Source organism: Nocardia sp. JW2, assembly GCF_051843015.1.
GTDB lineage: Bacteria > Actinomycetota > Actinomycetes > Mycobacteriales > Mycobacteriaceae > Nocardia > Nocardia coubleae.
The window spans coordinates 590,879-605,427 of sequence record NZ_JBPXLK010000001.1 but is presented as its reverse complement, the minus strand read 5'-3'; the positions used below and the strand labels follow the sequence as shown (position 1 = coordinate 605,427).

Sequence of the window (14,549 nt, the reverse complement as noted above, 5' to 3'; positions counted from 1 at the left end):
ATGACCGCCACAACGACCACGCTGGATGAGCTCATCGTACGGCGCACACTTCGAGTCCCCGCCCTGGAAAACAGCCGAGGAGACGGTGCACCCGCGACACGTCAGTTCGACGCGGCCCTGATGTCGGTGGGTTTCACACTGTCGCCGGAACTGTTCGACCGCCTGTGCGGCCACCGAGCAGGCGCTGTCATCGACACCGCGGTGATGGTCCTCGGCGCCGTCAGGCACCTCGTCGGTGACCACGTCGAGCACAACGTGTACTTCCGGGACTTCCCGAACAACGTGCCGGACACGACGGAGTTCTGGGCCGAATGCCTCGCGGAAGCGCTCGCTGATCCCGATGCGGCAGGCGAGGTGCTAGACGGGCTGTTTTTCAACACCCTGAACCTCCCGAGCCTCCCCGCGTACGGGAGCTACCAGCACGACTACGCCGATATGCGGGCAGCGCACAGAAGATTCGTCGAGCGCGCCACCGACCGCATGACCGTGCTGCACGCCGGCGATCCGCTCGACGACGAAATCCGGGCACTGTATCGGCGGCTCGCCGAGTCGGCCATCCCCCTCGGCGAGGACGATCGCGACGCCTTGCGGTTGCTCGCCGAAAGGTGCGCCGACGACACCGATCCGCCGAGTCCGATCCCGATCAGGGAGAACCGGGCGCTCGTCAACGAGGCACTGCTGAAGGTCGGCCGCGACATCCTCGTGGACACCCCGACGGACGTGCTGCGTCTGGCGTGCGCCCTGTCCGGTGGCGACGTCACGTTGCAGGAACCGACCCGGTTCCAGTCGCTCCCTCGCCGGTACCGGCGTGCACTGCTCGCCGCACTCGACCGGGTGATCGACGCCGACCCGGCCGCACTGGGCAACATCCGACCGCGTCGGGAAGCGTGGAAACGTCTCGCCGAGCGGCTCCACCCGAACGAACACCCCGAATGGTCCTCAGCAGCCACGGTTTTCGCGATAGCGCGCGGCGACCGGCACGCACCGTCGATCGCCGGGCGGGTCGACGCCGCAATCGAGGCGGGGAACGTGGTTCTCGCGACGTCGATCCTGGCGAACACACCCGGCCTGTTGTTCCGCTCCTTGGATCGCCTGCTGCGGCTGGCGACGTCTCGTGCGGAAACCGACGCGATCGTCGATACCGTGTCCGCCACCGTCGACGACGTCTCCGGGCGAGTGATCCTGTCGACACGGGAGCACCTGCGGAATCGTCGGCGTACGGCCACCGGGCCGCGCACCTTCACCAACCGAAAGGGACGTGCGTGGGTCACTGCGGACGACCGCGTACCGCTCGACGCGAGATCGGTCGATGAGGTGCTCGCGGTACTCGACGCGGAGATCTCGCGTCGGCTGCCCCACATCGAACACCTCGCCGTCGACGCGGACCTGCTCGATGTTGCTCTGCCGCTCTCCGACAAGATGATGCCGCCGGGTTTCGGGCTGTTGCCCCGTGGTTCGTCGACCCCGGTGGAGGGAACCTCGCTGCGGTTTTTCACGTACTGGAAGCAAGCCGAGCGGCGAACCGACTACGACTTGTCCGCGCTGATGATCGACGACGCCAGCCAGGTGGACTGGTTGTCGTACACGTCGTTGCGGGCCGTGGGTGGGGTGCATTCCGGTGACATCACCTCGGCACCGGACGGCGCGTCGGAATTCATCGACCTCGACTTGTCGAAGGTGCGGGCGCGATACATCGTCCCGCAGGTCAACATCTACTCCGGGGAAGGGTTCGATGACGTCGAGGAATCGTTCTTCGGGTATATGCTGCGTGACCGCGACCAGGACGGTAGCCCGTTCGAACCTCGGACGGTGCGGATGAAGTCCGACCTCCGTGGCCCGAACCGGGTAGCACTGCCGCTGGTGTTCGTGCGTGGCGACACCGGCTGGTCGGTGCACTGGCTGCACCTGTTCCTCCGTGGGTGGCCGTCGTTCAACCGGGTGGAGAGCAACCAGGTTTCGACGATGCAGATGGTCGAAGGGATCCTCGGGCGCGACTGGGTGACGGTGCGGGACCTGGTGCGTTGGATGGCGCCCGACCAGGTGTCGATCATCGGGCGAGGGGCGACCGTCCCCGAGGGTGTGACAGTGCGGTTGAGTATCGAAGATCTGGCGGGTGTGAAGGATCTGATTCCCGCCTGACGCGCTGTGTATATTGTGCTCGAGGCTATGTCGTGGCTTCCTTCCCAACCTTCCCTCTTAGTCGCGACGCTTTCCTCGTGCACGCATCCGAGGCCGCCACCCACCCGGTGGCGGCCTCCTGCGTCATGGCGCGGCGTGGTGGGTGGCGAGGGCCGCGGCACGGTCGTGCAGTGTGGTGCGCAGCCATGGGGGCGTGAGGATTTCGGCGTGGGTGCCGAGTTGCCAGAGCGCCCATTCGGCGTGCCGGGGATCCTGGAAGGTGAGCTCTAGGTGCAGCCATCCGTCGGGATCGACCGATTCGGAGCGGACGGTCACCGCAGTGTCGACCAGTTCCGCCCGCCGAGTACCGTTCACCCTGACCTCGACCGCGATCTGGTCACTCCCGGCACGGAACCGGGTGCTGCGTTCCTTCCAAGCCTGATCCAGGTCGATGTGCTCCGGCCGCTGCGCGGGTTCGGGCAGTTCCTCCGCGTCGAGAATGCGCGACAGGCGGTAGGTGCGGTCCTCCCCCGACCTGGTGGCAAGCAGATAGCTCTGGTCGGCGACGGTGACCAGGCCGATCGGGTCCACGGTTCGCCACTGCGCGGACTGGTCGACGGCGGCGTAGTTGATGCGCAACCGGTGACCGGTCAGCACCGCGCGGCGGACCTCGGCCACTACGGCGTCGGGCAGGTCCTCGGGCACGACGCGACGCGACAGGAGGTCGGTCTCGGGGTCGACGAGCAGTCGACGGGCGGCGCCGGTCGCGGTGTCGCGATAGCTCTCGGGCAGTGCGTCGACGACCTTGCGCATGGCCGACGCCAGCGCGCCACCGAGGCCGAAAGCTTGTGCCCCACGCCGTGATCCGGCGACCAGTAGCGCCAGCGCCTCGTCGTGATTCAACCCGGTGAGCTCGGTCTGGAAACCGGGAAGCAGAGCGAAACCGCCGTGCCTGCCGCGTTCGGCGTACACCGGCACACCTGCCGAGGAGAGCGCCTCGATATCGCGCAGCACGGTGCGAGTGGAGACCTCCAGCTCGCGGGCCAGCACGTCCGCGGTCAGCCTGCCGTGTCTGCGCAGCAGCAGCACGAGGGAGACAAGCCGGTCGGCGCGCACTCGCGAAAGATTACCCGGAATACACGACAGAGGATGTCGTGTATTGCTGACAGGCTCATCTGCGTCACAACGACCCATCACACGAGAGGTGCCTCGCATGGCGCACACCATCGTCAACCCCGACGGCCTGCACAACCCGGTTCCGTTCGGCTACAGCCACACCGCCGCCGTCCCGGCGGGTTCCGGGCTGGTCTTCGTCTCCGGCCAGTACGGTTCCGACGCCGACGGCGCGGTCGTCTCCGGCGACTTCGCCGACCAGGTGAAGCGGACCTTCGACAATATCGCCACCGCTCTGGCGGCCCACGACCTGGATCTCAGCCACGTCGTCGCGCTGCGCACCTACGTGGTGAACCACGATGTCACGAAACTCGGTCCGATCGCCGGAGCCGTCGCCGAGCACTGGGGCACCACCCCACCCACCCAGACACTCCTCGGTGTCGCGGCGCTGGCCACCCCCGATGTGCTGTTCGAGGTGGAAGCGGTCGCGGCCCGGCCCTGACACGGTCCTCAACCCAGCGCGTGCCCGATGCGCTCCGTCATCGCCCGCAGTCGCGCGGACAGTTCGGGCGAGTCGCGTACCCGGAACGCGACCCCGAGCGAAACCAACTGCCGGGCAAGCCAATCGGGGTCGTCATCGCGGACACCGGTGAGGCGGCAGGTGGTGGCACCGGTGGAGTGCAGTGTGGCGGGGTCCTCGCCGAGTCGGCCGGTGACCCGGGCGAGCGGGGCGTCGATGGTGACGTCGGCCCGGTACGGGGCGGTGGCCCAATCGGTTCGGCGGCCTGCCACATAGTCGGCGGCGTCGGCCGCGGGTAGCTCGCGCGCGGTGATCCGGGCACCGGTCGGGTGCGGGTGGGCGATCCGGTCGGCGCGGTAGGTGCGCCAGGCGTCTCGGTCGAGGTCGTAGGCGACCAGGTACCAGCGCCGACCGGACGCGACGACGCCGACCGGTTCAGCATGGCGGCGTGACTCGGCGCCGTCGGCGTCGAAATAGCCGAAACGCAGTCGTTCCCGGTTGGTGACGGCCGCGGCGAGGGTGGTGAGGACCTCCGGCTCCACGGCGGGCCCCTCACCTACCCGGACCGCGACCGCTGTACCGACCACCCGCACCCGGCGGCGGAGCTTCGCGGGCAGGACCTGCTCGAGTTTCGTCAACGCCCGCACCGACGCCTCCTCGATCCCACCGACCGCCTGCCCGGTGGCGACTCGCAGCCCGACGGCGACCGCGACCGCTTCGTCCTCGTCGAGCACCAGCGGCGGCAGCGCCGACCCGGCGGTGAGGCGGTAGCCACCGCTCGCACCCAGCGCGGCGAGCACCGGGTAGCCGAGCTCTCGCAACCGGTCGATATCGCGGCGCACGGTCCGGTCGGTGACGCCGAGGCGGTCGGCGAGTTCGCTGCCCGGCCATTCGCGTGGCATCTGCAGCAGCGAGAGCAATCGGAGCAGTCGGGCGGCGGTGTCGGTCATGCTGTCGATTCTCGCGCATATCTAGGACCGAACCTGTCCTAGATGCCTCGTAGCGTCGGGTTCACACCGATCACGAGGAGTTCCGAATGACTGTCCGCCCCTTCCACATCGACATCCCGCAGGCCGATCTCGACGACCTGCGCGACCGGCTGGCCCGAGCCCGATGGACCCCCGAACTGCCGGGCGACGGCTGGGAACGTGGCGTGCCTGCCGCGTACCTGCGCGAGCTCGCCACCTACTGGGCCGACGAATTCGATTGGCGGGCACAGGAAACCGCACTCAACGCCTTCCCTCAGTTCCAGACGGCCATCGACGACCTCGACGTGCACTTCGTCCACGTCCGCTCCCCCGAGCCCGATGCGGTGCCACTGCTGCTCACCCACGGGTGGCCGAACACCTTCGCCGAATTCACCCGGGTCATCGGCCCGCTGACCGATCCCCGCGCCCATGGTCTCGATCCCGCCCTGGCCTTCGACGTCGTCGTCCCGTCGGTCCCCGGCTTCGCCTTCTCCCAGGCTCCCCGCGAGGCCGGGATGACCACCGCACGAGTGGCGAGGATGTGGACGCAGCTCATGGACCGGCTCGGCTACCAGCGCTACGGCACGCAGGGCGGTGACCTGGGCGCCTACATCGCACCGGAGATGGCGCTCGCGGCCCCCGAGCACGTGATCGGGGTCCATCTCGACGGTGGAATCGGCATGCCGACCGAAGCCGACGTCCCCGCGATGTCGGACGAGGACCGCGCCGAGTGGGATCAGATGCAGCTGTGGATGACCGGCGGCGTCGACCACCACACCCTGCTGCGCGCCGCACCGCAGACCTTCGCGCTGGGCTGGAACGATTCACCCGTCGCGCTGCTGGCGTGGATGACGCAGAAGTTCCAGGAGTTCACGCCGATGGCCGACCTCGCCGAGGACGTGATAGACCGCGACCATCTGCTCACCACGGTGTCGCTGTACTGGTTCACCCAGACCACCGGCACGTCCTCGTGGCCCATGTACAACGGGTTGCGTGACGGCGGTTTCGGCTGGCCGACCGGCCAGAACCTGGTGCCGACGGGCGTCTACGGTGGCGGCTCACCGCTCATGCGCAAGCTCGCCGAACGTGACAACAAGATCACCCACTGGCCGTCGGGCAACCCCGGCAACCACTTCGTGGCGATGGAGGAACCGGCGGCGCATGTCGCCGACATCCGGACGTTCTTCGCCGCCCTGCACTGACAGACAAGACCGCGCCGGTCGACCTACCGCATGCTCGCGTCGGGCACGGTCGGCGGGCACGGCGCCCCCGGTACCGTCACCAACTCGAAGTGCCACCACTCGTTGTCGAAAGTCCGGCACAACCCCCAGCGGTTGCCGTTGGCCTCGAGCCACTGGGCGCCGATCTGCGGGCCGACGTCGACGGCGTGGCCGGAGACGTGGGTCGATTCGGCGGGCGGGAGGACCCAGCGGCGGGCCTCCTCCGGGGTGCCGTGGGTGGCCAGGCCGTCCTGCCACAGCGCTTCCTGCTGTTCGGGGGTGCGGTAGCCGGAGGTGACCGACAGCGGCACGCCCTCGGCGTGGGCCTGCTGTTCGGCCAGGGTGTAGGCCAGGGCGAGCGGTGGGTCGAGGCCCTCGGTGCCCGCGGCGGACTGGACCTGTTCGCGCTGATCGGGGTCGGCCGTTGCGGTGCCGGTGGCCGTCATCGCGGCGACCGCGCACACGCCGACCAGGATGCGGAGAACAGAGTGCATGCCGGAATCCTATCGGCCCCGGTTCGGCGCGGTTCGCCTCACCCGGATCGGCGCCACCGGTCGATCTCGCGGCCGACCTCGGTGACGGGCGGCTCGTGGTAGAGCCATTCGCGGGCCAGCAGGTGCCAGTTCGCGGTGGCCCGCAACTGGCCGAGGGTGGCGAAGGTGAACAGGTCGGCCCGGCGGGAGAACACGTGCTCGGGCGGCAGCAGTTGCCGGTGCATGCCGTGGAATTGCGACGAACGCGGGTCGACCGCGAGCAGCAGTGCGCCGGTGGCCAATTCGGGAGTGATGGTGACGTCCTCGTCCAGCAGGTGCCAGCCCGTGGCGGCCCACACGTAGGCCAGGCTCTCCTCGACCGACACCCCGGCGCTCGGGTCGATGATCCCCCGGTCGACCCACGCTGTGTACAGGTCCTCACCGCGCCCCTCGGCGGCCGCACGCAGCACGTCGCGCTCGAAATCGACATGCGCCGGGTCCATCTGCTTGTACAGGCCGAAGTCGACGAAGGCGAGCTTCCCGTCGGCGGCCAGCAGCATGTTGCCGGGATGCGGGTCGCCGCAGAACTCGTTGTCGACGAACAGGCTGGAGATGTAGAACCGGTAGATCAGTTCGCCCAGGTGGTCGCGGTCGGCGTCGGGCAACGTGCGCATGTGCGAAAAGGGTTGTGACTCGACATATTCGGTGACGAGCACATTGTGCGAGCAGTGTTCGACGATCGCGTCGGGCACGGTGATGAACGGGTGTCCGCGATACCGCCGCGCCACCCGGTGCTGGGTACTGGCCTCGCGTTCGTAGTCCAATTCGCTGCGCAGATTGTCGGCGATCTCTTCGAGCACACCCGTGTCGGCCATGCTCGGCAGCACGGATCTGCCCATCTTGCTGAGGAATTCGAGGTTGCCGATATCGGCGTGGACGGCGCGCTCCACCCCGGGGTACTTCACCTTCACCGCGACCACGCGCCCGTCGCGCAGGGTGGCCCGGTGCACCTGACCGATCGACGCGGCCGCGATGGCGGTCTCGTCGAAGTCGGCGAAGACGCCGCCGAGCGGTCCGAGATCGTCCTCGATCACCGCACGCATGGTGGGGAACGCGACCGCGGGCGCCTTGTCCTGCAGCGCGGCCAACTGGGCGCGGAAATGTTCGCGATGTGATTCGGGAACGAAGTCGAGGTCGAGCACCGAGGCCATCTGCCCCAGCTTCATCGCCGACCCCTTCATGCTGCCGAGGACCGTGACGATCTGCTGCGCGGTCGTCATCGCCGAGCGCTCGGCCAGCACCTGCCTGGCCTCCTCGGTGCGACCGATCATCGACAGTCGTCTGCCGACCCCGCGCACCGCTTGGCCCGCGGCGAACTGTCCGAGCTTGGCGCCGCGCGCCACCCGGCCCCCAGGAATTCCAGCGGGCATAGCCACCCCGTTCACCGTATGTCGCCGGTCACGTTACACCGCGACGGCTGGACGCACGACCAGAAGACCCCGGCGCCCGCGAAGACGCAGCCGCCGGGGTCCTCGGGAGCGGGTCTCTACACGCGTTCCTTGGAGCGGGTACGCACGCGCAGGGCGATCGGCTTGGAGGTCTCGGCGAAGAAGTCGTTGCCCTTGTCGTCGACGACGATGAAGGCCGGGAAGTCCTCGACGTCGATCTTCCAGACCGCCTCCATGCCGAGCTCGGGGTACTCGAGCACCTCGACGTTCTTGATGCAGTCGAGGGCCAGGCGCGCGGCCGGGCCGCCGATGGAACCGAGGTAGAAACCGCCGTGTTCCTTGCACGCCTTGGTGACCTGGGCGGACCGGTTGCCCTTGGCCAGCATGATCATCGAACCGCCCGCGGCCTGGAACTGGTCGACGTAGGAGTCCATGCGCCCGGCGGTGGTCGGACCGAACGAGCCGGAGGCGTAACCCTCGGGGGTCTTGGCCGGGCCCGCGTAGTAGACGGCCATGTCGCGCAGGTACTGCGGCATCGGCTCGCCCGCGTCGAGGCGTTCCTTGATCTTGGCGTGCGCGATATCGCGGGCAACGACCAGCGGGCCGGTGAGCGAAAGCCGGGTCTTCACCGGGTATTTCGACAGCTCGGCGCGGATCTCGTCCATCGGGCGGTTCAGGTCGATCTGCACCACGTCGCCGCCGAGGATGTCCTCGGTCTGCTCCGGGAGGTACTGCGCCGGTTCGGTTTCCAGCTGCTCGAGGAAGATGCCGTCCTTGGTGATCTTGGCGAGGGCCTGGCGGTCGGCCGAGCAGGACACCGCGATGGCGACCGGGCAGGAGGCGCCGTGGCGGGGCAGGCGCACCACGCGCACGTCGTGGCAGAAGTACTTGCCACCGAACTGGGCGCCGATACCGAACTCACGGGTGAGCTGGAAGACCTCTTCCTCCAGCTCGAGATCGCGGAAGGCGTGACCGGTGATGGAACCCTCGGTCGGCAGGTTGTCCAGGTAGTGCGCCGAGGCGTATTTCGCTGTCTTCAAAGCGAATTCGGCGCTGGTGCCGCCGATGACCACGGCCAGGTGGTACGGCGGGCAGGCCGCGGTGCCGAGGGAGCGGATCTTCTCGTCGAGGAACTCGAGCATGCGCTCGGGGTTCAGGACGGCCTTGGTCTCCTGGTACAGGAACGACTTGTTGGCCGAACCGCCACCCTTGGCCATGAACAGGAACTTGTAGACCGGGTTGTCGGCGTCACCCTCGGTGGAGTACAGCTCGATCTGGGCGGGCAGGTTGGAACCGGTGTTCTTCTCCTCCCACATGGTGATCGGCGCGAGCTGGGAGTAGCGCAGGTTGAGCCGGGAGTAGGCATCGAACACGCCGCGGCTGATCCACTCGGCATCGTCGACACCGGTGAGCACACCCTCACTCTTCTTGCCCATCACGATCGCGGTGCCGGTGTCCTGGCACATCGGCAGCACGCCGCCCGCGGAGATGTTGAGGTTCTTGAGCAGGTCGAGCGCCACGAAACGGTCGTTACCCGAAGACTCCGGGTCGTCGATGATCTTGCGCAGCTGCCGCAGGTGCGCGGGGCGCAGGTAGTGGCTGATGTCGTGGATCGCCGTCTCGGTGAGCAGGCGCAGGGCTTCGGGCTCTACCTGCAGGAAGGTGCGGCCGTTGTGCTCGAAGGTGCTGACCCCCTCGGTGGTCAGCAGACGGTACGGCGTGTCGTCCGCGCCGATCGGCAGCAGATCGGAATAGCGGAACTCCGGCGCGGTCACGGATCGCACTCCTTCAGGCAGGTGGGCAGAGCATCGCAGAGCCTATCCACCACCGGCCGCCGACCTGCGGATTAGGCAACCCTTACTCAACATAAAGCATTGTCGAGGTTGCACGTTCAACACAAACGGTGCTACCCATTCTCCCGGGCGGTGGTGGGCGTGCGCCGTTCAATCCGAAGCTTGCACCGGCGAATCTGGAGCTCGATCGTGACCGATCCACAGTGGCTCGATGATGTCGAAATGCGCGCCTGGCTGGGCTATGTCCGTACCCGCGACCTGATCGCCGCGGCGATCGGGCGTGACGCCGGCCGGGCGGCCAATCTCAGTTATGTCGAATATTCCGTGCTGGTGTACCTAGCGGACGCACCGGGCCAGCGTTTGACCTTCGCTGACCTGGCGGGTGCGCTCGAGTGGTCGCAGAGCCGACTCTCACACCAGATCACCCGCATGCAGAAGCGCGGACTGGTGGTGCGCGAGACGATGCCGCACGATCAGCGCCGCACCGTCGCGCGGCTGACGAGCGCGGGCGGTCAGTTGCTCACCACGGCGGCTCCCGCCCATGTGCGCAGCGTGCGACGGCACATGATCGATGTGCTCGACCGCTCGCAACTGGCCGCACTCGCCGAGATCTACGACGTGCTGATCGACCACCACCGCAGCGCGGCAAGGGAACTCGGCACACGCGTAGCGGCGAAGGAGGCGACACCGGCCGCGGACATGGCGTGAGTCAGGACCCCGAACTTCCGCCGCCACCGCTCGAGTCGGGGCGCTGCCCGAGCCCGCCGCGCAGGACCGTTCCGCCCGCGACCGGTGCCCCACGGTCGTAGACGTCGCCGGTGCTCGGCCGCAGGAAACTGCCCGCCGCCAGGGCGATCGTGGCGCCGACCGCCGGGTAGACCAGCGTGTCGGTGTGCTTGTACCAGAACCGTTTGTAGCTCGCGTCGGAGGTGTCGCACCGGTCGTCGGCCACCCGCTTGTTCGTCGCCGTCTCCACGCAGACCCCCACCGAGGCCGGGCGGGCGGCGGTGCTGGTGGTGGGCCGCGCCGACGAGGTGGTGGCGGGCGCGGAGGTGGTGGTGCGCGGGGTGGTCACCGGCGGGCGGGTGGTGGTCGTCGGGCGCTGGGCCGAACCCGGCGCACTGCACCCGGCCGACACCAGCGCCACCGCGACCAAGGCGGGCAGGGTGAAAGTCACACTGCGCGACCGCATTACCCGAACGTCCATGATCTCCCCCTCCGGCGACCGACAGGTCAACGCTCGACCATAGCGACCGGTCCCCGCCCGGACAACCCGTCCGACCCTCGGCGAAATACCGCTTACCGCAATACTTTCTCGGCGGTGTTCGCGGTGCGGGCCGTGTCGGGGATGCCGAGGGCGCGTTCGAAACCTTCCGGGACCACGATGTCGTCGCGGGTCAGGTCGGTGACCGACGTCTTGCGCAGGCCGAGCAGGGCGGAGTCGATGCCGCCGCGCAGGATGTCGAGGACGTTCTCCACACCGGCCTGGCCGTTGGCGGCCAGACCCCACAGGTAGGCGCGGCCGATGAGGACCGCGCGGGCACCGAGGGCGACGGCCTTGACGACATCGCTGCCGCGCCGGATACCGCCGTCGAGCAGGACCTCGATCTGGTCGCCCACGGCATCGGCCAGCACCGGCAGGGCGCGGATGGCGGCGGGGGTGCCGTCGAGGTTGTTGCCGCCGTGGTTGGACACCGAGATGCCCGCGACGCCGGCGTCGACCGCGCGCAGCGCGTCGTCTACTCGCATCACGCCCTTGAGCAGCACCGGGCCGTCCCACTGCGCGCAGATCCAGGCCACGTCGTCCCAGTCGGGGGCTGGTGTCTGCATCCATTCGCCGTAGGCGCCGAAGAAGCCGGGCGCGGCGCCGCCGCCGACGGACATATTGGGTGCGGTGAGGTCGGGGATGGAACCCGAGCGCAGGTAGGTGGCCAGCCAGCGCGGACGGGCGAGGGTCTGCGGGGCGAATTTCATCATGGTGCGCAGGTTCAGCGATTCGGGGATCTGCGGGCTGCCCCAGTCGCGACCGTGCGAGAAGGACCAGTCGAGGGTGAGGATCAGCCCGACCGCACCGGCGGTCTTCGCGCGTTCCATCCGTTCGAGGATCTGGTCCTTGCTGCCGCACCAGTACAGCTGGAAGAAGGTGGCGGGGTTGGCCGCGATCACCTCTTCGACCGGCTTGCTCGCGAACGAGCTCAGGCCCATCGCGATGCCGCGGGCGGCCGCGGCCCGTGCCACGGCGACCTCACCGTCGGGGTGCACCGCCTGCACACCGGTCGGCGAGATCAGCACCGGCATCGAAACCTGTTGCCCCAGCACGGTTGTCGACTGGTCGCGGTCGCCGATGGGGCCCGCGCAGTGCGGTGCGAAACCGAGTTCGGTGAACGCGGTCTGGTTGTCCTCGATGGTCTGGCCCCGTTCGGAACCGGCGATCAGCGCGCCGTACACCGACTTCGGCAGCCGCTTGCGGGCGCGACGCTGCGCCTCGGCGACGGTCTCGAACCAGGGGTTCATCGACGTGGTCCTTCCTCGTTGTCACCCGGCCACCAGCGGCCCAGGTCGTGCAGGAGCGCGGCGGTCGCCGCACTCAGCAGTTCGGTGCCCGCCGCGGCATTCGCCCCGGTCGGGTCGCCGAGAATTCCGTTGTGGCTCACCGCGGCCACCCCGCCCGTGCGCAGCAGCGGCAGCACCTCGACGAGCGGGCGGGTGTCGCCCGGTTCGGCCAGCTCGGTGCGCACCCGGTCGGGCGCGAGGGCGAGCTGGAGGGAGGTTTCGGCGTGGCCCGCGTGCGCGTCGCCGCCGTAGCCGGGGCAGAACAGGCGCACGTCGCGCGATTCCGAGCGCAGCAGGGTGACGGCCCGGCGCAGCGCATCGACATTGCCGCCGTGGGCGTTGACCAGCACGATCCGCTCGAAAGTCGCGGTGGCCGAACGACACAGCTCCACCACGAGCAGCTCCAGCGCGGCCTGCCCGATCGACAGCGTGCCGGCGAATCCGGCGTGCTCGCCGCTGGCGCCGTAGGGCACGGCGGGCGCGACGAGCACGTCGTCGCGAGCGGCCGCTGCCCGCGCGCACAGCGCCGAGGCGATGTCGAGATCGGTCGACAGCGGCAGGTGCGGTCCGTGCTGCTCGATGGCGCCGAGCGGAACCAGCAGGATCGACGCGCGACAGGCGTCGACCTCCGGCGATGTGAGCTGGGCCACGAACATGACCGAACATTAACGTCAGTCACTGACATAATCAAGACCTGGCTCCCCCCGGCGGCCCACTCCCTACGCTGTATCCATGTCAGCCCCGACCCAGCGCGGCCGCCCACCGCGCACCACCCGCCGCGCCCTGGAACTCATCGCGATGCGCCTGTTCACCGAGCACGGCTTCGAGGAGGTGACCGTCGGGCAGATCGCGGCCGAGGCGGGCGTCAGCGAACGCACCTTCTTCCGCTACTTCCCGAGCAAGGGCGAGGTGCTGTGGCACCAGTTCGACGACGAGGTGGCCGACCTGCGCGCGGCCTTCGCCGCCGTCGCCGACGACGAGCCGATGATGACGGCGGTGCGGCGGATCGTGGTGGCGGCCAACAGGTATCGCGCCGAGGACATCCCCGAACTGCGCACCAGGATGCGCCTGATCTCGGGGATCCCCGCACTGTCGGCGGGCGCGGGCGCGCACTACGACGCCTGGGAGCGCGCGGTCGGCGAATTCGCCGCGCGCAGGCTCGGTACCAGCGCCGACGACCTGATCCCCCTGGCCGTCGGCCGCACCACCCTGGCGGCCGCCCGCGCGGCCTTCGACGCCTGGCTCGAACGCGGTGACGCCGATCTCACCGTGTACCTGGATCGGGCCCTGGCGGCGCTGGCTCGCGGCTTCACCCCGGATAGCCGGTTACCGGCAGGTTTGGGCAGCACCATGGATGGGGTATGAGTAGGCTTCGGTCAACGTGTGCTGCGCGCACCTGGTGAAAACGTCGAAAGGGGCAGGAGCTTCCATGTCCGAGGTGTCAACGAGTCTTTCCGCGGATGCGCCACCGGCGCGCCCGGTGGACAACAACCTGCTCCCCCAGTTGGTCGAGCACCTCCGGCAGAACCGCACCGGCCTGCGTGAGGAATGGGCGCGGCGCATCACCGAGGCCGAACTGCTCACCGCGATGACCCCGGAGGAGATCTTCTCCGAGGCCACCTCCATGTACGACAACTACGTCGAGGTGCTGGTCACCGGTAGCGTCGAGGCCCTGCAGGCCTACGCCCGCGACCTGTCCGAGCGCATCATTCCCCGAGGCGTCGAGACCGACGAGGTCCTCGGAATCGTGCTGCTGCTGCGCGACGTGCTCGCCCGCTCGCTGTTCTCGAAGTACCAGTCCAACTTCGAGATGCTCAACCAGGTGCTCGACGCCTACGAGCCCGCCGCCAACCGCATCGCCAACACCGTGGGTGTGTCGTTCGTGCAGGAGCGCGAGCGCGTCATCAGCCGCCAGCAGGAAGCCATCCGCGAGCTGTCCACCCCGGTGCTGCAGGTGCGCGAGCAGTTGCTCATCCTGCCCATCATCGGCGTGCTCGACTCCCAGCGCGCCCGTCAGCTCACCGAGCAGTTGCTGCGCGCCATCCGGGCCAATCGCGCCAAGGTGGTCGTCATCGACATCACCGGTGTGCCCGCCATCGACTCCGTGGTCGCCAACCACCTCGTGCAGACCGTCGACGCCTCGGGCCTGATGGGCGCCAGCGTCATCATCACCGGTCTGTCCTCCGAGATCGCGCTCACCCTGGTGACCATCGGCCTCGACCTGTCCAAGATGAACGCGGTCGGCGACCTGCAGGGTGGTATCGAAGAGGCCGAGCGGCTGCTCGGGTACGAGGTCACCCGGGTCACCGAGCGGCTGAGCGAGCGGGACGGGCGCTAGCAGTC

Annotated in this window: 14 protein-coding genes; 6 read left to right on the top strand and 8 right to left on the bottom strand. The window is 68.7% G+C overall.

Annotation, left to right across the window (positions count from 1 at the left end):
• Positions 1-2,139 (top strand): TerD family protein, encoded by a 2,139-nt coding sequence (locus ACSVDM_RS02795; protein WP_439262494.1) that lies wholly within the window; start codon positions 1-3, stop codon positions 2,137-2,139.
• Between the two features lie 123 nt (positions 2,140-2,262).
• On the opposite strand, the gene ACSVDM_RS02790 is transcribed toward ACSVDM_RS02795, so the two are convergent.
• Complete coding sequence (locus ACSVDM_RS02790; protein WP_439262492.1) at positions 2,263-3,234, bottom strand: helix-turn-helix transcriptional regulator; 972 nt, start codon at positions 3,232-3,234, stop codon at positions 2,263-2,265.
• A 97-nt stretch (positions 3,235-3,331) separates the two neighbouring features.
• Here ACSVDM_RS02790 and ACSVDM_RS02785 point away from each other — a divergent pair, with 97 nt between their 5' ends.
• The gene (locus ACSVDM_RS02785) at positions 3,332-3,733 is read left to right on the top strand and encodes a RidA family protein (RefSeq protein ID WP_439262490.1); all 402 of its coding nucleotides are present in this window, start codon (positions 3,332-3,334) and stop codon (positions 3,731-3,733) included.
• A gap of 8 nt (positions 3,734-3,741) precedes the next feature.
• Here the strand turns inward: ACSVDM_RS02785 and ACSVDM_RS02780 are convergent, their stop codons facing one another.
• Entirely contained in the window at positions 3,742-4,701 is a 960-nt protein-coding gene (locus tag ACSVDM_RS02780) for a helix-turn-helix transcriptional regulator (protein ID WP_439262488.1), read from the bottom strand.
• Between the two features lie 86 nt (positions 4,702-4,787).
• Between ACSVDM_RS02780 and ACSVDM_RS02775 the strand changes: the two genes are divergently transcribed.
• Positions 4,788-5,921 carry an epoxide hydrolase family protein gene (locus ACSVDM_RS02775; RefSeq protein ID WP_439262486.1) on the top strand — a complete coding sequence of 378 codons (1,134 nt, stop codon included), beginning with the start codon at positions 4,788-4,790 and terminating at the stop codon, positions 5,919-5,921.
• Between the two features lie 23 nt (positions 5,922-5,944).
• Here ACSVDM_RS02775 and ACSVDM_RS02770 read toward each other — a convergent pair whose 3' ends face one another.
• The 3 genes from ACSVDM_RS02770 to ACSVDM_RS02760 form a co-directional block, all read right to left on the bottom strand.
• A complete protein-coding gene (locus ACSVDM_RS02770) occupies positions 5,945-6,433 on the bottom strand; it encodes a M15 family metallopeptidase (protein ID WP_439262484.1) in 489 nt (162 codons plus the stop codon).
• Between the two features lie 38 nt (positions 6,434-6,471).
• Positions 6,472-7,842: an ABC1 kinase family protein gene (locus ACSVDM_RS02765; protein ID WP_439262682.1), complete on the bottom strand. Its 1,371-nt coding sequence runs from the start codon at positions 7,840-7,842 to the stop codon at positions 6,472-6,474.
• Between the two features lie 116 nt (positions 7,843-7,958).
• The gene (locus tag ACSVDM_RS02760; protein ID WP_439262482.1) at positions 7,959-9,635 is read right to left on the bottom strand and encodes a fumarate hydratase; all 1,677 of its coding nucleotides are present in this window, start codon (positions 9,633-9,635) and stop codon (positions 7,959-7,961) included.
• A 207-nt stretch (positions 9,636-9,842) separates the two neighbouring features.
• Between ACSVDM_RS02760 and ACSVDM_RS02755 the strand changes: the two genes are divergently transcribed.
• Positions 9,843-10,361, top strand: coding sequence for a MarR family winged helix-turn-helix transcriptional regulator (locus tag ACSVDM_RS02755; RefSeq protein ID WP_439262480.1), 519 nt, complete (start codon positions 9,843-9,845; stop codon positions 10,359-10,361).
• Position 10,362: 1 nt separating this feature from the next.
• Here ACSVDM_RS02755 and ACSVDM_RS02750 read toward each other — a convergent pair whose 3' ends face one another.
• From ACSVDM_RS02750 to mftE, 3 genes are all read right to left on the bottom strand, one after another.
• Entirely contained in the window at positions 10,363-10,860 is a 498-nt protein-coding gene (locus tag ACSVDM_RS02750) for a hypothetical protein (RefSeq protein ID WP_439262478.1), read from the bottom strand.
• Between the two features lie 92 nt (positions 10,861-10,952).
• Positions 10,953-12,167, bottom strand: coding sequence for a pre-mycofactocin synthase MftD (mftD, locus tag ACSVDM_RS02745; protein ID WP_439262476.1), 1,215 nt, complete (start codon positions 12,165-12,167; stop codon positions 10,953-10,955).
• A complete protein-coding gene (gene mftE / locus ACSVDM_RS02740; RefSeq protein ID WP_439262474.1) occupies positions 12,164-12,862 on the bottom strand; it encodes a mycofactocin biosynthesis peptidyl-dipeptidase MftE in 699 nt (232 codons plus the stop codon). Before mftE ends, mftD begins: the two co-directional genes overlap by 4 nt.
• A 76-nt stretch (positions 12,863-12,938) precedes the next feature.
• Here mftE and mftR point away from each other — a divergent pair, with 76 nt between their 5' ends.
• The gene (gene mftR, locus ACSVDM_RS02735) at positions 12,939-13,571 is read left to right on the top strand and encodes a mycofactocin system transcriptional regulator (protein WP_439262472.1); all 633 of its coding nucleotides are present in this window, start codon (positions 12,939-12,941) and stop codon (positions 13,569-13,571) included.
• Between the two features lie 64 nt (positions 13,572-13,635).
• Positions 13,636-14,544 (top strand): STAS domain-containing protein, encoded by a 909-nt coding sequence (locus tag ACSVDM_RS02730; protein WP_067492043.1) that lies wholly within the window; start codon positions 13,636-13,638, stop codon positions 14,542-14,544.
• Positions 14,545-14,549: the final 5 nt, after the last annotated feature.